This is a genomic window from Lachnospiraceae bacterium JLR.KK008 (assembly GCA_037015955.1).
Classification (GTDB): domain Bacteria; phylum Bacillota; class Clostridia; order Lachnospirales; family Lachnospiraceae; genus VSOB01.
Genome location: CP143548.1, coordinates 883,872 through 904,902, shown reverse-complemented (window position 1 = coordinate 904,902; position 21,031 = coordinate 883,872). Strand labels below are relative to the sequence as shown.

Genomic DNA, 21,031 nt, shown 5'->3' with positions numbered 1-21,031 from the left:
CTAATTTATCATATAATTATTTCTGTTTTTATAGATATGCAAACATTTTTCCATCAATCAAATAGCGAAAAAAATATGTCCGGCCTGTCACAGCCAGACATATCTTTTCAAAATCTGTTGCACGGGCGAAAGATAAGCACGTCCAAACAGGTTCAGATGATTCAGAAGATGGTAGAGATGATACAGGTCCAGCCGGTCGGCATAGCCCGGCTGCAGCGGCATTACTTCCCTGTAAGCGTCATAGAATCTCCGGGGAAATCTTCCGAAAAGCTCTGTCATTGCAAGATCGGTCTCAGCATGTCCCACATAAGCCGCCGGATCGATCAGCCACACGTTTCCGTCCGCTCCCGTCATCACATTTCCGGACCACAGATCGCCATGCAGCAGGGACGGCTGCCTGGGCTCATCGAGTATGTTCTCCAGCTGATCCAGCAGTCTGCCTGACCGCCGGAGATCTGCCCGCTCAAAATATGCGGCGGCCGACCGAAGCTGAGGTTCCAGTCTGCAATCCCGGAAAAACGCAGTCCAATTATCACAGGCGGTATTGATCTGGCGGCTTGCGCCGATATAATTGTCTTCTGCAAAACCATACCTTCCGCCAGGTACCAGCTCCGCTGTCGGCGCCCGGTGCATGGCGGCAAGCTCACGACCGAACGTTTCCCAGTAATCCGCAGCGCGGTCCCTGCCCGCAATATATTCCAGCAGCAAAAATGCGTAGCCGCCGTTGCCCTCATCTGTCCCACAGCCGAGAACACGCGCTGCTGCGATAGCCCCGGTTGCAGCGATCACCCGCAGTCCTGCTGCCTCCGTCGTGAAAAAGGACAGATTTTCCTTTCTGTTCGTTTTCATAAAAACCAGACTTCCGTCATGTAATTCCAGCCGGTACGCCTCATTGATGTCACCGCCGGAGACCGGCACAAACCGCACGATCTTCCTGTCCTCTCCCAATATTGAACAGATCGCCTGCCGCAGTGACGAATATATGTCTTTCGTTGAAATAGTCATGATGATTCTCCTTCCTGCTCGAAGAGCGGGTACATTCCCTCTTTTGTGAAAAACAAGTTCCCTGCAGTTTTCACTGGCACATTACAGGAGCGCCTCCGTAAATTCCCTCGGGTTTTCGATCATCGCAGATCGATATAGCTGATTATAAAGGGTGTTGTAAGTATAAGGTCAAGAGATTTATACAAATTTTTATTTTTTCTCGCTTGTCGGCATGTGATTTATGACAAAATTGACCGGATAGATTGTAAGCAATTTCGAAAAATGATAAAATTATAACACTAAAAATTACATGCAACGGAGAGAGTTATGAAAAGAAAATATTATTTATGGCTCCCAGCCTTTTTGTCGATCGCATTATTATCCGGATGTCAGAAAAACAACTCTGATCCCAAAGAGCAGACAACCAATTCCGATGCGGTCAATCTGACTGTCTGGGGCGCCGAGGAAGATGAAGAACTGCTCCTACAGATCATCGACAGTTTCAAAGAAGAATACCGGGAGCAGGCCAATTTCGTGATTACTTATGAACCGCAGAGCGAGAGCCACTGTACCGACGCTCTGATGGAAAACCTTGAGCAGGGAGCTGACGTCTTTGCCTTTGCCGACGACCAGCTGAATACGCTCGTCGCTGCCGGCGCGCTGGAACCAGTCGAAAACGCCCAGGAATTTATCAATGCCAACCTGCCGGAAGCCGTCCTGGCGGCATCTGTCAATGATACGTTATATGCACTGCCGCTGACGGCGGACAACGGCTACTTTCTATATTATAATAAACAATATTTTTCGGAAGAAGACATCAAGTCTCTGGACCGAATGCTGGATATTGCCGCCGAACAAGGCAAAAAAGTGTCTATGGAATGGTCCTCGGGATGGTATGTATATTCTCTGTTTGGCAACACCGGACTCACGGTCGGCCTGAACGATGACGGTATCACCAACTATTGCACCTGGAACAGCACGGACGGCGCTGTCAGAGGCATCGATGTCGCACGCGCCATGTCAGGAATGGCGCAACACCCGGGATTTATCAGCACGGATGACGCCGGATTTCTCGAAGGTGTCAAAAACGGGACGATCATTGCCGGAATCAACGGTGTATGGAACGCCGTTGCCGTGGAATCCGCATGGAACAGCGGTTTCGGGGCAGCGAAACTGCCCTCTTATACCTGCGCCGGACAACAGATCCAGATGGCATCCTTTTCCGGCTATAAACTGATCGGTGTAAACGCATATTCCAAGCACCGTGACTGGGCGGCGAAACTGGCGGAATGGATTGCAAATGAAGAGAATCAAAAGCTCCGCTTTTTACTGCGCGGTCAGGGACCATCCAATATAACCGCTGCTGCTTCAGAGGAAGTGCAAAGCTCCCCCGCAATCATGGCGCTGCTCGAGCAGTCAGAATTTTCCTCTCCGCAACGTATCGGCGGCAACTTCTGGGAACCCGTGGCTGCCTTTACCGAAAACATGCTGGCAGGGAATCCCAAAGGAGAAAGCCTTCAGGAACAGCTCGATATTATGGTTGAGGGAATCATTGCCCCATAATACCCCGGATATATAGAAACGCAAAGGAGTATTTATCAGTTATGATGAAAAATATCAGTCTTAAACACCGCCTGATCATACCGATCGTTATTCTCGGAATCGTCGCGCTTTTATCAAATATTCTGTCCATTATCAACATTCACAATGTGAACGCAAGCGCATCCAATATCGCTGACAATTATATGAATGGCAAAAGCCAGCTGGCTGAGATCAGCCAGTCTGCAATGGACATTCATAAAATGGCGCTGAGTCACATCGTTGCCACTGATTATAATACGATGATCGTCCTCGTGCAGCAGATCAAAGAGCAGGAAGCGCTCCTGGACGAAAAGCTCATTCTCTACGAACAGTATGTGCTCCCCGAGGATCAGCCTCAATATGCAGCACTTCTGGACGATTACGCTTCGTTTAAACACGCGCTCGTCCACCTCGTCTGTGCCAGCGCCAGTCACAAGACTCAGGATGCCTATGCTCTCGCCAACGGCGATGTAGCCTCCGCCGCCGAGGCCATAGAAGCGGATATTGATGCGCTGAACACTTCTATCAACGATCAGACAGCCCACGCAAGGACACGGCTTTCTATTGTGTACATAGTTTCCCTGGTCGTCGGTATCGCTGCAGTCATTGCCTGTATCCTGCTTGTACTGGCAGATCTGAAACTGATCAACAATTACGTCGTACTGCCGATCAAAAGCATCATCGGGACGATCCGTGAAAGTTCCGGCCGTATCAACAACATGACCGGAGAGGTTCTGAAAAGAACGCAGGATTCTAAGGGCAGCGCCGCCAGTCTCTCCGCCCTTGCCCAGCAGTTATCAGCGACAATCCAGGAAGTGGCCGGCAATGTATCTCTCATCAACGACAACACCGAGACTGTCAGCCTTGATGTACAGAATATTGTAGAAGAATGCGGTGACATCACCGCCTACACCACTGATATGAACGCACGCGCAGACGCCATGCAGCAATCCGCCCGGGACAGTGCGGAGACTGCCAGCGCCAAAGCATCAGAAATCCTCTGCGCTCTCAATGATGCCATTGAAAAGAGTAAAAGTGTGGATCAGATCAAAATACTGACCGATGACATTCTCGCCATCGCCGATCAGACCAGCCTGATCTCTCTGAATGCCTCCGTCGAAGCAGCCAACGCCGGAGACGCCGGCAAAAGTTTTGCGATCGTTGCCCGCGAAATCCGTAATCTCTCTAATTCCAGCCAGGAAGCGGCCAACCGAATCCAGTCGATCAACAGTGTGATCACCGATGCTGTATATAATCTGGCCGAAAATGCCCAGCATCTGATTGATTATATGAATCAGTCGGTTCTCACTGAGTTCCGGTCATTCGTCCAATCCGGCAGCCAGTATAAGCAAGACGCCGCTTATATCAGACAAACGATGGATCAATTCCATGAGCGTACCGAGCGTCTGAAAAGTTCCATGTCCGGAATTGCAGAATCCATCAGCACGATCACAAATGTCATTGATGAAGGCGCCAGCGGCATTACCGGCGTCGCCGGCAACACACGGGATCTCGTGGAAGATATGGAAGACATCACACAGCGCATGGGAACCAATCAGGAAGTCATAGAAGAACTGGAAAAAGAAACGCTTGTATTTGACAACCTGTAACAATAAAATTATAAAGATAATTCAAAGAGGGCAGGAAATCCTGCCCTCAAACTGTCAATATGTTCCTGTACGAAACACCTGTCAACGTAACTCATCCCTTTTCTTAACGATCTGGTAAAAATCTTCCTTCGCAGTTTCATATTTGGAAGGATCCCGCAAAATAGCCGAGGGATGGTATGTCGCAGTCAGCGCACAGCCTTTACGGCATATCCATGTACCATGTTGTCTGGTAATCTTAAAATCCGGCGAAATAATACGCTGTGCAGCGACACGGCCAAGACAGACAATGATTCTCGGTTTTAAAAGAAATGTCTCATACTTCAGAAAAGGAAAACATGCCGCCTTTTCCTCTTCCTCCGGATCACGATTCCCGGGCGGATGACATTTCACAATGTTGGTTATGTAAATTTCCGTTCTGTCCAGTCCGCAGTCCCTCAAAAGATCATCCAATATCTCCCCGGAACGCCCGACAAACGGAATTCCCTGCCGGTCTTCCTGTCCTCCCGGCGCCTCCGCGATCAACATTATATCCGCCTGAAAATTTCCACGGCCCATAACCGGCCGCTGCCTGGTCCGGCTCAGCGGACAGAGGGTACAGACAGCGACATATTGTTCAATATCGTTCCAGGTACACTGCATAAGGACGCTCCTTCTGTGATCGTTATTGACAAATAAAATAGGTCCAGTACATCCAGAAAAACCCTGCGCTCCATATGGTACATAGAATACTAATAATCATAACCTTCCAGCCTTTGGCTCCTTTTCGTTTGCTTACCATGGACATAATCAGTCCGATCAGGGCCAGGATTACTCCGGCAGGAGGAAAGAAAAATGCAAAAAATGCTCCGGCAATGGAAATGCCTGCACCGATAATTCCGAAACCTTCATTGTTCTCCGCTTTGATCAGATCGTCCACACCCGGATTTTCGGCTGCAACACGCTGCGCCAGAGATAAGAGAAAGCGTTCAAAATCAACACATTCCTCCTGTTGCATGATGTTGACCGGATACCAGCGGCTTCTCCGCAGATTTTCCGCATCCATAAACAGCTCAATGAGCGTATGGCCCTGCTTATCGCCCAGCCAGACTTCTATGCGCTTTACCACACCATCTTTTTTCTTCGTCCTGACCGTCACTTTTCCCAACCGTTCCGGCGTAACAATGCTCGGCTGGCCAACCTGGACCTGACGGGTTTTTTTGTCAATATATAAAGGGGCAATGCACATTGTCTGATTCTGATATGTCACAACATAGCGGTAATAAGTGGTCCTGACGCTGCGGCCATACGACTCCCGCTCTTCCCAGTGGGCATAGATTGTCCTGCGTTCTCCGCCTTCGGCCAACAGCAACTCCGCCGCCCTGCGCACACGCTCCTTATCCTCACCACTTTGCGCCGCCTTGCGGTTGCTGACTTTTCTCATCAGTTTCACGCAGACAAACACCGCCAGGATAAATACAAAAAAAAGTAGTAGTAACAAGTTTTCCATAGTGATTCCTCATATGTAGTCATAGAAACGAACTGCTGCCATATCATTAATTTTCCGCTCCGGCCATGAGAAGCTGCTCCACGATCTCCGTAAATCCTGCTTCTGTCGCATAATAGAGCGCACTGTGCTGCTCATTGTCCACCGCGTTCACATCTGCACCTGCCTCCATAAGCATTGCCGTGAAATCGTTCCTGCCGCTTCTTGCCGCCAGAATCAGTGGAGTCTCTCCCCCTGTAGTCTTTGTATTAATGTCCGCCCCCGCCGCAATCAGCGCCTTTGCCACAAATAAGTCCCCGCTGTCAGCGGCAATATGAAGAGGCAGGACACCGTTCAGGTCAGCACACTCCGGCTTGGCGCCTGCGCCAAGGAGCAGCTCGGTGATCACAAGATTAGACCGTCTTACCGCCAGAATCAGCGGAGTCTCTCCCTCATCATTGACTTTATTAACACTCTCTTTATCCTTCTCCAGAAGAACTTTCACCACTTCTGCCTGTTCCTCCCAGCAGGCGTGATGAAGCGTCGTATTCCCAAAGGCATCCGTGTGCTCTTCTGTCTGCGTAAGCGCTTTTACCAGTTCACGCAGTCCGGAAGAAGAAGCATAATCTATGGCCATATGGTTGTCGTTATCTTTGAGTTTCACATCTATGTCAGGATTTTGAATGAATTTCAGCGCCGCGTCTGTCTTGCCGCTGCGCGCCATGACCATCAGCGGTGTAACCCCGTTTGTATCCGTACAGTTTACGTCTGCGCCTGCGTCCGTCAGCAGGGTAATGATCTCTGAGTTTCCCGTTTCCGCCGCATAATGGAGAGGCATACGCTCCTGATGGTTTCCCAGGTTGACATCCGCACCATTGTCCAGCAACAATTTTACAAGATCTCTGGCATTTTTCATGCAGACGTAGATGAGCGGCGTGTTACCTGACTCGTCCTGTTTGTTCACATCTACCCCGCCTCGTTTTAAAAATGTCTGCACAACACTTTTCTTGTTGTTTTTACATGCCTGTAAGAGCATATTGTCTAACTGCATCGTTTCTCCCACCTTTTGTTTATATTTTAGAATCTCATGATATTGCATCCTGCTTTCCCTGGAGCTCGATATGATATTGTCGTAAAAACCTGATACCGGCAGCCGCCTCCTGCTGGCGTCCAAGCCGTAACAGGCTAAGAGTCATAAGCCATTTCACCCGCAAAAACCCATAGCGTTCCAGACGTTTCCCACTGCCTGGAGCGAGAGGGAGCAGCGCTGCCGCTTCCCCTGTCACAGACAGCGCCTGCATAAACGGCTTTTTCTCCGATATGTCTAAGTCAGGAGGATTACCCAGAGACTGCTCTGCACGTTTCAGCTCCGCAAGAGCCTTTTCGTATTCCTCCAGCCGGTATAAGCACAGTCCGCAGTTAAACGCTGTTGTATAGGGTAGTTGCTCCGTTTTCGATTTCTCCATAACAGCTTTGGTCAGAAGCCATGCCGCAGGCAGATCTCCAACCGCCAATACACGGTATAACTCTTCGTCTTCCGTCGTATGTCCCGCCTGCTCTCTGCCTTTGCCCACAAACTCCATGATGGCTCACCTCTGAATTTACCAACTTCTGTAAGATTATATCTTATTCTATCGTCTCAGTCTTTACAAGTCAAGCAATACGGCTGGCGTAGACTGTCTCTTTTCCTACCATTCCTACTACATTTGTGGTATGATATTTTTACAGGAAAAAATATCAAAGAAAGGAAAACTTTATCATGGACGTAAAAGAATTGTCAAAATTTCTGACCGTATCTGCCACCCGCTTAAACCAAAGCAAGTTCATCCCCTGGTGGGAGGAAGATTTTGAAAACAGCATTTATTATTATAACCTCATCACGGAAGAAGAGATCGCAGAAGCGCAGGAATGCCTTGCACAATGTTCGAAAGAGACTTTGCTGGCTCCCACAGGCATCTATGGCGGTTATGGACTTACTTTGTTTCATCTTCTGGTATGGCATAACTTTTATGATGCGATAAAGGCCATGTTTGATGACGGAAGAATCTCTGACGAAGATGTAAACCTGACTGATGATAAAGGGTATGGCCTTACTCCCATTTTACTGGCCTGCTGCCGCGGTAATCTGGCTATGACCAAACTTTTACTGGATCACGGGGCCGATGCCTCCCTCTCCGACAAACGGGGCATGAATGCCTTCCATTTCCTCGCATATCCTCAGTTTGAGGGTCTGAACGATCCCTGTCAGGAAAAGACCGCAATGCAGAGAGAAGCCATTGCCCGGATTTTAACCTGTGACATCAATCAGAAAGACGCAGAAGGTTTTACCCCTCTGTCACGCCTTTTAACTTCCTCCTACTGCTCGGAATATACCTGGCCTCTGACAGAGGTTTTTCTGGACAAAGGCGCTGAAACCGATTATATCGATCAAAATGGTAACTCACTGCTGATGCTGGCCATGAAAAACGGTCATATAACCGCTGCCCTCCAGTTGATGAAACGGCATCCGGAAATGGTGGAGATGGCCAACAAGGAAGGGGTGACTCCCATCCGGCACGCCCATGAGTGGCGAAATGACGGACTCTGCCTTGCCCTTGCGGACTACGGGGCAACTCCGATTGACACAGCTCCTATGGACATCAGTGAATTGAGCCAGATTACCAGCAATGCCTTCTGCAACCACTCTCATGATGATCTGGACGGTATCAGCCTGGCTCTTTTTCTTACAGAGAAACTGATCGCTCAGGTAGACATGGATGACGATGATGAATTAGGATATGTCACAGACATTTTCCACAACGCCCTTCTGTCTGATCCAGGCTTCCGGGTATTGGACGCCTGTCATAATGCCGGACTTGATTTTACCATGCCCATCCATTTTGGCGGCAGCATCACATGCCTGCGCGATGAATGCCTTGGCACATGCTATGGAGCAAACGTTATCCGGAAAATGATAGATCTTGGCGTAGACATGGATTCCGGCGTAATAAAAGGGCTGACTCCGGCATATATCATAGCTTCCAAAGACCCCGGTTCCAGAATATATCAGGACTGTGTCAATTATCATCGCGAAGCGGCAAAAATTCTGTCCAAGCAATCTATGGAACAGTTAAACGAAAGCGGCAAAGCCGCAATACATATGGCTGCCCGGAACGGACATGCGGATATGCTGGCTGTCATGATAGAAAAAGGCATTGATGTGAATCTTTCCGAGGACTCTCCCGCCGATCCGGGAACAACCCCTCTCCACGAAGCATGCACCTATGGTCACGTTGATGTAGTAAAACTGCTGATGGATGTCGGCGCCGATGATACGATAAAAAATTCCAAAGGGGAAACACCTGCACACTGTGTGGTGTCAAGTGATCGGTATAGCCGGGAAATGACCAACGAAAAACGGGGCCTTGTATTAAAACTGCTGAAAAACCTGGATATACCGGACCAGAACGGAAGGACTCCTCTCATGCTGTTACAGCTTGCGGACCTTACCGCTCCCAAAGAACTGTTCCCGATATTCGCAGAAAAGGGTGTCGATGTGAACCACACAGACAACCTTGGCATGACTGCGCTGATGCTGAATGCAGACCATTACTGTTTCAAAGACGCCATCAAACAGTTGATTCAGGCCGGAGCCGACATCCATATCACGGATAATGAGGGCAATACGGTTCTGTATTATGCTCTGCAAAACGGAGATTCAGGTGTAGCGCGGTATCTGATCAAGAAGGGAGCCAATTATAACCAGCCAAATAATGAGGGAATTACACCTGTGCAAGTGGCCGTGGAACATGGTCTGGACACAGTGCTGGAACTTATGACAGATATAGAATAGAGGATCAGATGGTCGAATCGTAACAATATGCAGACAGCAACAGCCGGATTTTTCGAAGTCCGGCTGCATTTTTTGTTTTACCTCTGGATAATGTGTCGTAACAAGAAATAATCCTCCACTCTTTTGTAATTTTTCCAATATTGCAATGGCAATTCCCACACCTTCTGTTGGGTCTGTGCCGGAACCAAGCTCATCCATAACTACAAGGCTGTCTCTATTAACTTTTTTTAATATTTCTAATACCTTCACAATATGTGCTGATAATGCAGAAAGATTCTCTGATATATTTTGCCCATCACCTATATCACACAGAAAATTACTGTTCATACAAATTTCCGCTTTTTTACATGTCACGTGTAAACCGCATTGTGCCATCATACAATTTAATGCAACTGTCTTAATTGTAACTGTTTTACCGCCCGTATTAGGCCCTGTAATAACTACACCATCAAAACCCTGTCTCAAATTGCAGCGGCACGCACCCTGACTATTCTAAACTCAGACTTCTCTTTAATCTTATCAAATTTCAATACTTTATCTGTTTGAACCATTTTAACCCTCCTATTACAAAAAATAATTAACTGCTTGCACTTTCATATCTGTGTACTCCATATGACCAAAATGATAATGCAAAAAAAGTAAAAATACACACAATTACTACTCCAAAAAACAGACCCTTTACTGACAGTGCCCCTATAAATGCTTGTGTCGGCAACGTTGCAATGATTCCATATGGCAATACACAATAAAAAATAAACTTATAAATTCCATAAAAAGCAATCCCTGGTATTTTCAAACACAAGTCAATCGCTGTCTCCTCAATTTTCGTTAAATTGTTTACAGAGAAAACAAAAAAAGCAAAGCATCGTATCAAGAGTTCCATATCGTAGTACAGTATCGTCATCATAAAAACCAGAAACAGATATTTAATAATATGAGACCATGAAAAAACCATGCCTATTTCTTTCACCCCATACGCAATAATACATGCACTGAAAGCCAATAGCGGTATGGAACCTGGATTTATTTTTTCAAAAGTAATTCGCAATAGCGGATTTACCGGTTTGGTCAGATACAAATCCAGTTCACCTGTTTGTATTTTTTCAGGTATGGAAATCACTCCAAAAAAGTAAATTGTCATGTTAAGGGCATTGATCAAGGAAAATGTTCCTACAAAAACAAGGATTTCTCCATGCCCCCATCCACGAATTTTATCCACATGCCCGTAAATTGCCTCAAAGGCAAAAAGCTGAACCAGAAAATAACTGGTGTCAATAAAAAACGGTCCAAAGAATCCCAACCGGAATGTCATGATATGGGATAGCCTTAATTTCATTAATTCTTTCAAAAATTTAAAATTATCTTTCATATTCCTGCTCCGTCATATTTAATTCGATAATGTTCATAAGTTACTTGATTTAAAACAATAAAGAAAATGCACCATATACTTAAAACAAATAAGCCTGTCACTGCTTCATCCTCACATCTTCCTATAAACAGCATACTTGGGAGATATGTGACATAATAGAACGGCAGAAATCTCATGCTGGCTATCATCCATTCCGGCAAAAGTGCAAGGGGAATCACCGCTCCTGTCACAACTGCTGATAAATTATCCTTTATCATAAGAAAGGTACTGATCTCCTCAAATTTTAAAGTTAAAATCCCAAGGAAATAATTGAGCTGAGCCATAAACAGCAGACCTAAAACAACCATGATAATTCCGCATAGCAATATCTTCAAATTGAGTGTATGTACAATAGAAATCCGGAACAAACAAAACCACAGAACAGTTGCTAAAAAGCCAATGCCTGAAGAAAATGCTAGCTTCCCGACCTCCATTGCCACAAAATAGCCCTGTGTCTGTACCGGTATCACCATATATTTTGAAAAAGTGCCGTTTCTCAACATCCCCGTCATCTGCTGGCTGATTTCAGCAGACTTTTCCATCTGGAATAGATAGGAACTTATGATATAGTAAGAAATCATGGTGTGAAATTTCAATCCTGCTATCTGCTCTTTTCCTTCAAACAAAATACTCCATAAGATCCATGCAAACAATATCTTGGCTACTGACAGAATCACATCAATAAATACATCTGCTCTCCAGATTAACTGCGCTTTCATATATGCCCTAGCAATTTCCATATATTTCTTCACGTTTTACACCCCCTTATAGATACGCTCTACTACAGAGCCTATTTCTTCTTCCTCAATTCCAATATCCCGGATCGGATAATGACCTATATACAATTCCAGAACTTTTTCTGTATTTTGTTTTGGTATTTCAAGCACCAGTTTGTCATTTGTTTTTTCTAATATCCTGCAATGTTCCGGGACATCAGGCTCTACGCTATGCTCAAAGTATATAGTCATTTTCTTGCTCTTCTGGTATTGTTCAAATAACATATCCGTATCGCCGTCATATATTTTTCTGCCGTAATTTACTACAATAGAGCGTTTGCATAATGCCTTAATATCCTCCATATAATGTGAAGTCAGCAGGATGGTCGTCCCTCTCGATTCATTAATATTTTTCAGGAAAGTCCGAATCTGCTTACTTGCCACAGCATCCAGTCCAATTGTCGGCTCATCTAAAAACAGTATTTTGGGATTATGAAGCAATGCAACAATCAATTCCATTTTCATCCTTTCTCCTAATGATAATGTCCTTACCTGTACATCCATAAGCTCCTGCACCTGAAACAGCTCCACAAAAAAGTTCTTATTTCTCCTATACTCGTCTTCTGGAATACGATATATTTCTTTAAACAGTCTCAGCGTATCCTCCGCTGTCAGCTCAAAAAACAACTGGCTTTTCTGCCCCATAACTACCGCATATGATTAACTCCTATTAGGAAAACACACTGTCAAAGGGGTTTATGCGTTGGCGGGGTTAGCCCGCCTCGGCGGTATCGGTGGTGTTGATTTCAATGTACTCGGCAATCTTGCGGAACTCGTCCGCGAACTTGAAGTGAACGCTGATATTGCCGTTTTCGTAAACCTTGATGTGGTCTACCAAGTCCGTGAGGATTTCACGGTTCAGCGTTTCGATGCTCTGATACTTTGCAAAGGCTACCAGCGCGGGGTGTTCCTTGTCAACGCCGTTTGCCAGCTCTGCCCGTTCCGCGTTCAGCCGGGCCAGCACATCCGCAAGCTCGGCGGCCTGCCGTTCATAATCGGCTTTCATATCCCGGTATTCCTGCTGGGTGATTTCCCCGTCTTTCCAATCTTGATACAGTGACTGCTTATAGCGGGTTATCCTGGTCAATTCCTTTTCCTTTGCGGCTATCTGGTCGTTAAGGCGGTGGGATTGACTTTTTTTCAGCGGGGCCGAATTGATACGGGCTATCAGCTCCGAGTAGGAAACGGCGGTGTTCACTTGATACTGGATAGCGAACAGTACGGCGGCCTCTAAACGGTTGTGCTTGATAGAGTGCATCGTGCAGGCGGTTCGGGAGCGGTTCTTGTAGGTGGAGCAGGCGTAGTACACATTTTTCCCGCTCACGCTGCGGGTGATGGATTTCCCGCAGTCGGCACATTTCAGAAAACCGCTGAACAAGTGAACTTCCCGCCCTTTGGGGGATGTCCGGGTATCGCGTATCAGCAGAGACTGCACCTTGTCAAAGGTTTCGTGGGGGATGATTGCCTCGTGAGTATCGGGCACTCGTACCCACTCCTCCTCCGGCACAGCCTCAATCTGGTGTACCTTGTAGCTTTTCACCCGGCGGCGGCCTTGTACCAAATCCCCGGTGTAAATGGGGTTGGTGAGCATTTCATGTATCATCCGGGCGCTCCACATGGGGTCGTCAGCCACAGCAGACGAAACGGGCAAGCCTTTCATGCGGCGGTAGGCCGAGGGGCTGGGTACACCGTGTTCGTTCAGATACAGAGCGATGGCCCTTTTAGACGAGCCTTGCAGGAGCATGGAGTAAACGCGCTTGACGGTTTCGGCGGCCTCCGTGTCAACGATTAGCTGGTGTTTGTTTTTCGGGTCTTTAATGTAGCCGTAGGGAGCAAAAGAGCCGATGTACTGGCCGTTGCGCCGCTTATAGTCAAATACCTGCCGGATTTTCTTTGAGGTCTGATAGCAATACTGGTCGTTCATCACGTTTGTGATTGGAACAATAATGCTGTTCACGCTATCCGGGTCGCGGTAGCTGTCCACGCCCTCGGCCAAGCTGATAAAGCGGACGCCCATCTGCACAAACAGGTTATCAATCAGACTTCCGGCGTCACTGTAATTCCGGGCAAAACGGGAAAGGTCTTTCACAACAACACAGTTGATTTTCCCATTCATTACATCGCCCAAGAGCCGCTGGAAACTTTCGCGCTCCGTATCGGTTCCGGTGTGCCCATCGTCCACATACTCGGTATAGCTCTCAAATTCGTCCATGTGGTTATGGTGAAAATCGTTGAGTATGTCGCGCTGATTTTTCACGCTGTTGCTATCGTCCAAGCCCCGGTTGATTTTCTGTAAGTCCTCCCGAGAGAGCCGGATGTAGCCGCCCATTTTCCAACGCCGGATTGTATATGTAGGGGTAAAAGTCTGCTGATACCCTCTGTTTTTAGCTCGTGCCATTGTTCCTCCTTCCCTATCACATTACACTTATATTATACCTCTGCCTGGGGGTATCAACAAGGATGTCGATGCCTTGGGACAGTTTGTCTCGAAGTGGGGAACGGGCCGTAACCGCAGTTACAGCCCGCTCTTTTGCCGGATAAGAAAGGCCGCCAGCGTCTCCTGGAGGGAGGGGCCGCCCTCGGCAAATTCGATCTTCACGCCCACGCCGCCCACGCTAAAGCAGTACGGATTGACGGCCCGTTTCACAAACCGGGCCAGCCGCTCCTCCCGGGGGAGGGTGCGGTCAAAGGCCATACCGCTCACGTCAGCCAGCGCATCCGCGCTCACCGCGCCAATGTTGACACTCTGCATTTTTTCAAGCTCTTTTGCGGTCAGTCTCACGGTAAAACCTCCTTTTGCGTTGTTGGGTTGGTGGGAAAACGCGAAAAGGCGGCACTGCGAAAAGTGCCGCCCTTTGGCCTGTCCTCACCTTGGGACAAAATGTCTCGAACCTAATAGGGGCTGTCCAGAAAGTGTGCCTCGGCCTCGTCCAGCCCCCGGCAGTCAAAAACCTCATAGAGCTCGGCCACCACGCGCCGGATGTCCTCGGGAGCAAACCCGCAGTTTTCCATCGCGTAGATGACATAGCCCCGGCACACGTTGTTGCTCCACGGCTGGGCCAGCAGAGCCGCCAGAGTGGGGTCGTATTCCATAAGTCCGCCTCCTATGTAAAAATGGGGAGCGCCGGGCCCGTATGTTTGGCCCGTCCAAAGACAGCGAGTAGCGTCCCGGCGCTCCCTTGTTTTGTGCGGCGGCCCGGAGCGGCAAGCGGCCAGCTTGTCCCTCGCGGATCGTGGCCCCGGGGCTGGCAAGCTCCTCGGGCGCGGCGGTGGTGTTGGTCGCTCGTCCTCCCGTTGGAGAAGTCACCGCGCACCCGCCGCCCGGCTCCCCGCGTTCACTGGGGGCCGCCCGCTATTCAGTTGTGGAGAGAAAAAACTTCCTCTCATATACCACCAGAAAAGTGGAGCAAATGGAGACGGCAATCACGAATTTTTTTGCAGATATTTTTTCATGCTCTCCAGTCCGCTGAGAACGGAACGCCGCACCGCGCTCTTGTCCACGCCCTCGGTCTGAGCGATCTCCCGGTAGGTCATGCCGAGGATAAAGTGAGCGTCCACCCGGCGGCCCTGGGTTTCCGGCAGGCTGTTCAGCGCGTTCCACAGACGGCAGAACCGCTCCTTGAGCTCCAGAACCTCATCCGGGGTGAGCTCGTGCTGGCAGGCCGAATACTCGATGCCGTCATCGCAGTCCAGGGAGTAGTAAGCCTTGTTGTACCGGGCCCGCTCCGCATAGGCCGCCTCGTAGCGGACACTGACCCGGAGCGCCTCGGCCACATCGTCAGAAACCTCCATATATTCGTCCTGGGTGTACCAGTAGTAAAAGTCGCGCAAGTTGATAATTGTCATGGTATGTACCTCCATATCGTTTTGTGGTCGGGTTGACGGGAAACGATATGGATGGCGGCGGGGAGCGGCACCCTGGGGAGCCGTCCCGCACTTTGGGACTGTTTGTCTCGAAGTGGAGCCGACAAGAAACGACAACGCCCGCACAGCGTTGTGCTGTGCGGGCGCATGAAATGACATCATTCTTTATGTACTTGTTAATTTCGCGTTTATGGTCGGAATTGTCCGGTGGCGGAGCTGTGCTTTTTTTGATAAATTAAATTGAATAGAAGTTAAAAAAGACACGGCGATACCTCCTTGATACCGCCATTTGATAAGAGGTTCGATTAGACGCGCTATCCGTCTCATTCACCGGCGGATTTGCTTAAAAGCAAAAAGCCGACAAACAACATTTAGCTGTTTGTCGGCTCTGCGTCTTAGCGACTGGCACTTTTGACTACAATTTTAAGTTGTTCTAAATCTATTACGTGTACTTGCTTACATTTAGGACAGAAAAGAGGGAAATTTTTTAGCGTGGTTTCTTTATATACTTGAATACGGGTTTTTCTTTTGCAAATTGGACACTTCACCCAATACTTATTAGCCATCAGCCTTTTTACCATCCTTATCAATCGTTCTAATAGATGGCACTGCAAGGCATATCAATGCAAGTATTACAATAAGAGTGCCAGTAATAAAAAACCATTTTGTTATTCCCACTATATCTGCAAAGGCCCCTGAAATCAATAGACCGACTGGCATAGCAAGTGAAGCAATACTGCCGTAAAATCCGAAAGCGCGACCTAAATATTCCGGTGGTAACTTCTCTTGTATGAGTGCAGTAACAGGGCCATTATGAAATGGGGCAGAAGCCCCCATAATGATACAGAAAAAAGCAAAAGCCCAAAAACCACTTTGAGGGAGCAGTCCCGAAAAGGTAATAGGCACTCCCATAAGCATAATTGAAAAGGGAATTGCAAGTCCCCGATTTTTGATCCCTCCTCCAATACCCAAGATGACGCTTCCGACAAGCATACCTACGGAAAAAGCAATCTCAGTAACAGAAGCCTGGAAAGTTGTACCGCCGAAATAATCAAGAGACATTAACGGGAAAAGGGCATTGATAGGGAAGTACAAAATTGTAAACGCGGCGGCAATCCAGACAAGAGCAAAAATACCTTTTTCTTTTTTTAATGCGGAATATCCCGCTTTTGTTTCTTCAAAAAAACTTTTCGATTGATTTGCCCTATCAGCATTTTCAATCTTTGGTATTTTGATAAGTGCCACAACAAGAGAAGCAACAATAGCTCCGAAAACATCCAGGGCTACCATACCACTAATACTCCAGATCGGATATAGTATTCCTGCTATAGCTGTCCCGGCCATGTAGCCGATAGTCTGTAGCGACTGCGTAAACCCCGCACATTTTGTCAATTCTTCCGGTGGGACGATAAGCGGTGTGACCGCACTAATGGCAGGAGTATGAAATGCAGTTCCGATGCTACGGATAGCTAATACCGCCAATACTAACCATACGGCTATATTCCCGTTCTGTGCGGCGATAGCAAGTGTCAGGCTAATTACCGCAATAAAAAGATCAGCTCCTATTAGGATACCTTTTCTATCCATTCGATCAACAAAAGTTCCTGCCACTATTCCAAAAATGGCATTTGGTAGAAATCCGGCTAACGAGGCCATTGAAAGCACAAAGGCAGATTGTGTTATTACTGTTAAATGCCAAATCAAGGCCATTTGCAGAATTGAACTTGTGAGAACAGACACAGCTTGCCCTACCCATAAAAAGTAAAAAGTCTGTTTCCATTTTAGTTTATTCATTATGATTTTCTCCTGTATTTTTTATTAAACTCAAAAGGACAACAAAAAGAGCAATAAAAAATGCAGGTCATCTCTAAAAGTGAGCATTGACCTGCATAAACTACGAAATACACCATGAATAATAAGATATAACTATATTATTCCAATACCTCAAGTATAGGTGTTATTCGAAAATAAGCATGACAAATAAGCCCACTTCAAAATGGGAACCGCTCTTTTATTGCCCTACTTAATAATTACGAATATTCCACATACACCCATACCACATGATGTCTTTCTCCTCTATATAATTTTGGTAAGTTTATCATATAAAGCGGTTTTTGTCAACGCCCCCTCAAAAAGCGAAATAAAATACTACTAAAATATAAAATTATGTTTCGTTCTCATATCTGCCACCGAAATGTAAAATAATGTGGGGGTGATATAAGAATGTACCAATATGAAGAACGTCTGGACTGCCGCGCCCTGGGTGCAGAAATCAAGCGCAGACGAAAAGCAAAGGGCTGGACGCAGGAGCACCTGGCCCAGCTTGTAGACCTCACCCCGCGCTCCATCATGTATATTGAAAACCGGGGCCAGCACACCAGCCTCAACGCCTTTTACAAGCTCGTCACCCTTTTGGATATTTCCGTGGATGAATTTTTCTACCCGGACAAGCTGGGCGGCGGGAATGAGCGCCGGAAACACATTGATCGTCTGTTAAACGGTATGGACGAAAAGGAGCTAATCATTATTGAGGGAGCCGCAGAGGGTATCAAAAAAGCCAGGGAAACGGAGGGAACGTAAGGAAACGCGACCTCCGTTTTTTCGTGCCATGTATAGGGGAGCGCACAAACGGCAAGCAATTCGGGTGTGGCCACACTCCGAAATTTTTGCTGGGCCGTTGGCCCGCAAAAATGCTTGTTGGGGAGCCTCCCCAAACCCGGCTCTTTGGGACAAAATGTCCCAAAGAGATTGGCTGCGTCACCGCCGCTATCGCGTCTGTTCCTTATCGTCCCGCCCGTCCGTCAGTCCGAGCAGATGGTCGATGTTGGCCTTGACCGCCACGGCCTCCCGCATATCCCGCTGGGCCTGCCGATACTCGGCATAGAGGGCCTTTTTCTTTTCCGCCAGCTCCCGCCGCTGTTTTTTCAGCGCGTCCATTTTAGGGAGCTTTTCGCCGCCTAACAATTCGTTCATAGCGGCGCGGGCCGTCCGGTAGGTGGCAAGCTCCGCCTCATGCTCCGCCAGGTATTTTTTAGAATACCGGGCCGCCTTGTAGCCATCGAACACGGGCCGGGCCTTGGCGTAGTCCACCACGGCCCCCATAAGCTCGGACGTTTTGGAGAGGGCGGCCTCGGTGGATTGGATCTCCCCGGCCAGCGCGTGGGCCCGGTCAACCGCCGCCGTGGTCTTTGCCGCCAGCGCGTCATAATCGGTCAGATTGTTTTCTTGCAGGAACTGGAGCGCGGCGGCCATTTGCTTTAGGTTGTAGACCTTGGCCCACCGTTCATAGGCGGGGCCTTTGCCTTCGGCCATGCGCTGTTGAATGTCTATGATAAGGCTCACCCTCCGGGGCGGGGGCGGCGCGTCCTTGGGGAGCTCCGGGAGGGGCCGCTCCCCGGCAATCACCGCCCGGATGTCCTGGGAGTCAAAGCCGGGGCCAAGAGTGGATGCCCGGAGCCGGGTGTACTTGTCATTCCCCGGAGCAAGAAACGACACCACGCCGCCCCGTCCACACTTGACGGCAAAGCCGGACTCCTCCATGAGCCGGAGGAACGCGGCAAAGTCGGCGGGCTTTTTTTCAAGGGCAGCGATGATTGCCAGCCGCACCCGCTGTTTTGCAGACGGCGGCTTGTCGCCTATCCACTGGCCATAATGCAGAAAGCGGCCCTTGCTGTGCTGGCTGGGGTTTTGTATCACGGACAAATCATGCTCCAGACATACCCGGTCAGACAGCCGCCGGAGGGCAAAGCTGGAGCCGATGAAATTATGGAATTTCCGGGAGCAGTCAAAGGCCGTGGAATTGTAGTAAATGTGATTGTGGATGTGGCCCTTGTCGGTATGGGTACAGACGAAAAACTGGTACTTGCCTTTTGTCCAGCGCATCGCCGTTTCATAGCCGATTTTGTTGGCATCCTCCGCCGTCACCTCGCCGGGCGGGAACGCCTGCCGCACCTGGAAGAACAGCGCCCCGCGCTCCACGGGCCGGGCTGTGGCCGCCTGGTATTGGCTTTTCACCAGCAGGAACTCAGCGGCGGCTGTGGCCGGGTCGCACAGGTGGGAGGAAACGGCCCCCAGCTTTTGCGGGTTGAGCCCGTAGGCAAAACGCTCCTCCATCGTCTGGACGGCGCTCGATCCCGCCGCCTGCTTGTAAGGCCGGATGTAAGTTGTGGCCGTGGTAGCACCTCCTCTCGGTGGGACTTTGGGACAAAATGTCCCAAAGTATTTCATTTTCCTTGAATTGGATTGCACTTACGATATTTTAGCGGTATTATAAAATAAATCTTGTAAGGAGGACATATAGGTGGGAATACAACTTGACTCTGCCATTCAGATGGCTGAATTGCTGATAATAAAACGGGATTTTGACTTGCTGAAAAAAATTGCAACACAACTTAAACCCGAAATCCAAATACAACTTACACCATACACAGCACTGTTTTGCTACGAGGTACTGGACTACTTAAGTAAGCAAGGACAACAAATTGAGCTGACCTCTTCCAGCCGATATTCAATAAAGCAAATCCGGCAAAAAGCAAAGTTTTTTGATTTAAGTATCAATAAGCTGTTACAAAGCGTGGAAAATGTAGACGAACTACAAAATGACTATTTTATTAACCTCATGCGCTACCCACAATTAGGTTCTTGGAATGTGCATGATAATCTTGGCATTTTTTATGACAAGCAAGGAAATATTGTTAGCAACTCACATTATGCTTATTATGTTTTTCAAGATGAGAAAGCAATAAGCAAACCTCACGATACGATGAGCGGGGAAAATATTGATGGAGAAGAAGTCAAAGCATTTGCCTATGACATGGGGAGAATAATTGGGAGCATATCTTCTGCCCTTAGTTGCATAAGCGATTTTGTGGTTTCTGATGTTATTCCTCAAAATATCATCTTATTTAATCAAGACTTTAATACAAACCGATGTATCGGTGCGAGAGACGCAAAGTATAAAACGATAAGGCTGTTTTTATTACACGTCCTGTCAAGTATTGGTTTCATTTTGTACGCGCTAAAGGTAGCAATTATCCGTGAAACTGGACTTTTGGTTAGGTTTGAATACATCACTTATCATTATGCGTTATTGCGATTGGACGGCTTAATGAAATTTTGCCTTGAAAATTCAAGTGCCGTAAATGATGCAAAATTAACTAATATGCTCCGCAATATTGATTTTACCAATGCCGATAATCTTAGGAAAACAAATTTCAGAAATTGTATGATGCATTTTGGCCTAACGGATAAAAACGGTGTTTCTCTTATAAATGAAGAAAAAATTGATCTTTCACTTCCGTTTTGTGGTCTTGTTGAAAGTCAATTTAATATGTCCTACGATGATTATAAGGCAAAACTCGAAGTCCAGTTAATTAACCTATACAAAATGATTAAAGACTATTTAGACATTGATTTGCGGTTGCCATCTGACAACTGACAAATATATATCTTACATACCTTTGGGACAAAATGTCCCGAAGTACAAAAAGCCGGGGAGCGGCACGACACCGCTCC

19 protein-coding genes and 2 pseudogenes are annotated in these 21,031 nt (G+C 47.7%); 5 read left to right on the top strand and 16 right to left on the bottom strand.

Annotated features, from left to right (window positions below):
- Window positions 1–87 precede the first annotated feature (87 nt).
- Entirely contained in the window at window positions 88–1,005 is a 918-nt protein-coding gene (locus V1224_04575) for a fructosamine kinase family protein (protein WWR16713.1), read from the bottom strand.
- Between the two features lie 306 nt (window positions 1,006–1,311).
- Here V1224_04575 and V1224_04570 point away from each other — a divergent pair, with 306 nt between their 5' ends.
- A complete protein-coding gene (locus V1224_04570; protein ID WWR16712.1) occupies window positions 1,312–2,547 on the top strand; it encodes an extracellular solute-binding protein in 1,236 nt (411 codons plus the stop codon).
- Between the two features lie 41 nt (window positions 2,548–2,588).
- A complete protein-coding gene (locus V1224_04565; protein WWR16711.1) occupies window positions 2,589–4,175 on the top strand; it encodes a methyl-accepting chemotaxis protein in 1,587 nt (528 codons plus the stop codon).
- An 81-nt stretch (window positions 4,176–4,256) separates the two neighbouring features.
- Here the strand turns inward: V1224_04565 and V1224_04560 are convergent, their stop codons facing one another.
- The 4 genes from V1224_04560 to V1224_04545 are packed head-to-tail and all read right to left on the bottom strand — an operon-like array spanning window position 4,257 to window position 7,220.
- Window positions 4,257–4,814, bottom strand: a complete 558-nt coding sequence (locus V1224_04560) for a uracil-DNA glycosylase (GenBank protein WWR16710.1) — start codon at window positions 4,812–4,814, stop codon at window positions 4,257–4,259.
- 22 nt (window positions 4,815–4,836) lie between these two features.
- Window positions 4,837–5,661 carry a hypothetical protein gene (locus V1224_04555; GenBank protein ID WWR16709.1) on the bottom strand — a complete coding sequence of 275 codons (825 nt, stop codon included), beginning with the start codon at window positions 5,659–5,661 and terminating at the stop codon, window positions 4,837–4,839.
- A 46-nt stretch (window positions 5,662–5,707) separates the two neighbouring features.
- Entirely contained in the window at window positions 5,708–6,688 is a 981-nt protein-coding gene (locus tag V1224_04550) for an ankyrin repeat domain-containing protein (GenBank protein WWR16708.1), read from the bottom strand.
- Window positions 6,689–6,722: 34 nt separating this feature from the next.
- Window positions 6,723–7,220, bottom strand: a complete 498-nt coding sequence (locus V1224_04545; GenBank protein WWR16707.1) for a hypothetical protein — start codon at window positions 7,218–7,220, stop codon at window positions 6,723–6,725.
- Between the two features lie 176 nt (window positions 7,221–7,396).
- On the opposite strand from V1224_04545, the gene V1224_04540 reads away from it, so the two are divergent.
- The gene (locus tag V1224_04540; GenBank protein WWR16706.1) at window positions 7,397–9,469 is read left to right on the top strand and encodes an ankyrin repeat domain-containing protein; all 2,073 of its coding nucleotides are present in this window, start codon (window positions 7,397–7,399) and stop codon (window positions 9,467–9,469) included.
- Window positions 9,470–9,541: 72 nt separating this feature from the next.
- Here V1224_04540 and V1224_04535 read toward each other — a convergent pair.
- From V1224_04535 to V1224_04490, 10 genes and pseudogenes are all read right to left on the bottom strand, one after another.
- Window positions 9,542–9,950, bottom strand: a pseudogene (locus V1224_04535) (DNA mismatch repair protein MutS).
- Window positions 9,951–10,046: 96 nt separating this feature from the next.
- A complete protein-coding gene (locus tag V1224_04530) occupies window positions 10,047–10,838 on the bottom strand; it encodes an ABC-2 family transporter protein (GenBank protein WWR16705.1) in 792 nt (263 codons plus the stop codon).
- Complete coding sequence (locus V1224_04525) at window positions 10,835–11,629, bottom strand: ABC transporter permease (protein ID WWR16704.1); 795 nt, start codon at window positions 11,627–11,629, stop codon at window positions 10,835–10,837. Before V1224_04525 ends, V1224_04530 begins: the two co-directional genes overlap by 4 nt.
- Before the next feature lie 3 nt (window positions 11,630–11,632).
- Window positions 11,633–12,310: pseudogene (locus tag V1224_04520) on the bottom strand (ATP-binding cassette domain-containing protein).
- A gap of 55 nt (window positions 12,311–12,365) precedes the next feature.
- A complete protein-coding gene (locus V1224_04515) occupies window positions 12,366–14,051 on the bottom strand; it encodes a recombinase family protein (GenBank protein WWR16703.1) in 1,686 nt (561 codons plus the stop codon).
- A 117-nt stretch (window positions 14,052–14,168) separates the two neighbouring features.
- Window positions 14,169–14,435 (bottom strand): hypothetical protein, encoded by a 267-nt coding sequence (locus V1224_04510; GenBank protein WWR16702.1) that lies wholly within the window; start codon window positions 14,433–14,435, stop codon window positions 14,169–14,171.
- A gap of 110 nt (window positions 14,436–14,545) precedes the next feature.
- The gene (locus V1224_04505) at window positions 14,546–14,746 is read right to left on the bottom strand and encodes a hypothetical protein (GenBank protein WWR16701.1); all 201 of its coding nucleotides are present in this window, start codon (window positions 14,744–14,746) and stop codon (window positions 14,546–14,548) included.
- A gap of 330 nt (window positions 14,747–15,076) precedes the next feature.
- The gene (locus tag V1224_04500) at window positions 15,077–15,499 is read right to left on the bottom strand and encodes a sigma-70 family RNA polymerase sigma factor (protein WWR16700.1); all 423 of its coding nucleotides are present in this window, start codon (window positions 15,497–15,499) and stop codon (window positions 15,077–15,079) included.
- Between the two features lie 413 nt (window positions 15,500–15,912).
- Window positions 15,913–16,083, bottom strand: coding sequence for a cysteine-rich KTR domain-containing protein (locus tag V1224_04495; protein ID WWR16699.1), 171 nt, complete (start codon window positions 16,081–16,083; stop codon window positions 15,913–15,915).
- Window positions 16,076–17,311 carry an MFS transporter gene (locus tag V1224_04490; GenBank protein ID WWR16698.1) on the bottom strand — a complete coding sequence of 412 codons (1,236 nt, stop codon included), beginning with the start codon at window positions 17,309–17,311 and terminating at the stop codon, window positions 16,076–16,078. Before V1224_04490 ends, V1224_04495 begins: the two co-directional genes overlap by 8 nt.
- 429 nt (window positions 17,312–17,740) lie before the next feature.
- Between V1224_04490 and V1224_04485 the strand changes: the two genes are divergently transcribed.
- Window positions 17,741–18,097 carry a helix-turn-helix domain-containing protein gene (locus tag V1224_04485; protein WWR16697.1) on the top strand — a complete coding sequence of 119 codons (357 nt, stop codon included), beginning with the start codon at window positions 17,741–17,743 and terminating at the stop codon, window positions 18,095–18,097.
- 186 nt (window positions 18,098–18,283) lie between these two features.
- Here V1224_04485 and V1224_04480 read toward each other — a convergent pair whose 3' ends face one another.
- Window positions 18,284–19,630 carry a relaxase/mobilization nuclease domain-containing protein gene (locus V1224_04480; GenBank protein ID WWR16696.1) on the bottom strand — a complete coding sequence of 449 codons (1,347 nt, stop codon included), beginning with the start codon at window positions 19,628–19,630 and terminating at the stop codon, window positions 18,284–18,286.
- A 187-nt stretch (window positions 19,631–19,817) separates the two neighbouring features.
- Here V1224_04480 and V1224_04475 point away from each other — a divergent pair, with 187 nt between their 5' ends.
- Entirely contained in the window at window positions 19,818–20,954 is a 1,137-nt protein-coding gene (locus tag V1224_04475) for a hypothetical protein (GenBank protein ID WWR16695.1), read from the top strand.
- Window positions 20,955–21,031: the final 77 nt, after the last annotated feature.

Bases quoted from the DNA above. Each gene is read 5' to 3' on its own strand.
- V1224_04575 (WWR16713.1), bottom strand. From the start codon at position 1,005: ATGACTATTTCAACGAAAGACATATATTCGTCACTGCGGCAGGCGATC.
- V1224_04570 (WWR16712.1), top strand. From the start codon at position 1,312: ATGAAAAGAAAATATTATTTATGGCTCCCAGCCTTTTTGTCGATCGCA.
- V1224_04565 (WWR16711.1), top strand. From the start codon at position 2,589: ATGATGAAAAATATCAGTCTTAAACACCGCCTGATCATACCGATCGTT.
- V1224_04560 (WWR16710.1), bottom strand. From the start codon at position 4,814: ATGCAGTGTACCTGGAACGATATTGAACAATATGTCGCTGTCTGTACC.
- V1224_04555 (WWR16709.1), bottom strand. From the start codon at position 5,661: ATGGAAAACTTGTTACTACTACTTTTTTTTGTATTTATCCTGGCGGTG.
- V1224_04550 (WWR16708.1), bottom strand. From the start codon at position 6,688: ATGCAGTTAGACAATATGCTCTTACAGGCATGTAAAAACAACAAGAAA.
- V1224_04545 (WWR16707.1), bottom strand. From the start codon at position 7,220: ATGGAGTTTGTGGGCAAAGGCAGAGAGCAGGCGGGACATACGACGGAA.
- V1224_04540 (WWR16706.1), top strand. From the start codon at position 7,397: ATGGACGTAAAAGAATTGTCAAAATTTCTGACCGTATCTGCCACCCGC.
- V1224_04530 (WWR16705.1), bottom strand. From the start codon at position 10,838: ATGAAAGATAATTTTAAATTTTTGAAAGAATTAATGAAATTAAGGCTA.
- V1224_04515 (WWR16703.1), bottom strand. From the start codon at position 14,051: ATGGCACGAGCTAAAAACAGAGGGTATCAGCAGACTTTTACCCCTACA.
- V1224_04505 (WWR16701.1), bottom strand. From the start codon at position 14,746: ATGGAATACGACCCCACTCTGGCGGCTCTGCTGGCCCAGCCGTGGAGC.
- V1224_04500 (WWR16700.1), bottom strand. From the start codon at position 15,499: ATGACAATTATCAACTTGCGCGACTTTTACTACTGGTACACCCAGGAC.
- V1224_04495 (WWR16699.1), bottom strand. From the start codon at position 16,083: ATGGCTAATAAGTATTGGGTGAAGTGTCCAATTTGCAAAAGAAAAACC.
- V1224_04490 (WWR16698.1), bottom strand. From the start codon at position 17,311: ATGAATAAACTAAAATGGAAACAGACTTTTTACTTTTTATGGGTAGGG.
- V1224_04485 (WWR16697.1), top strand. From the start codon at position 17,741: ATGTACCAATATGAAGAACGTCTGGACTGCCGCGCCCTGGGTGCAGAA.
- V1224_04480 (WWR16696.1), bottom strand. From the start codon at position 19,630: ATGGAGGAGCGTTTTGCCTACGGGCTCAACCCGCAAAAGCTGGGGGCC.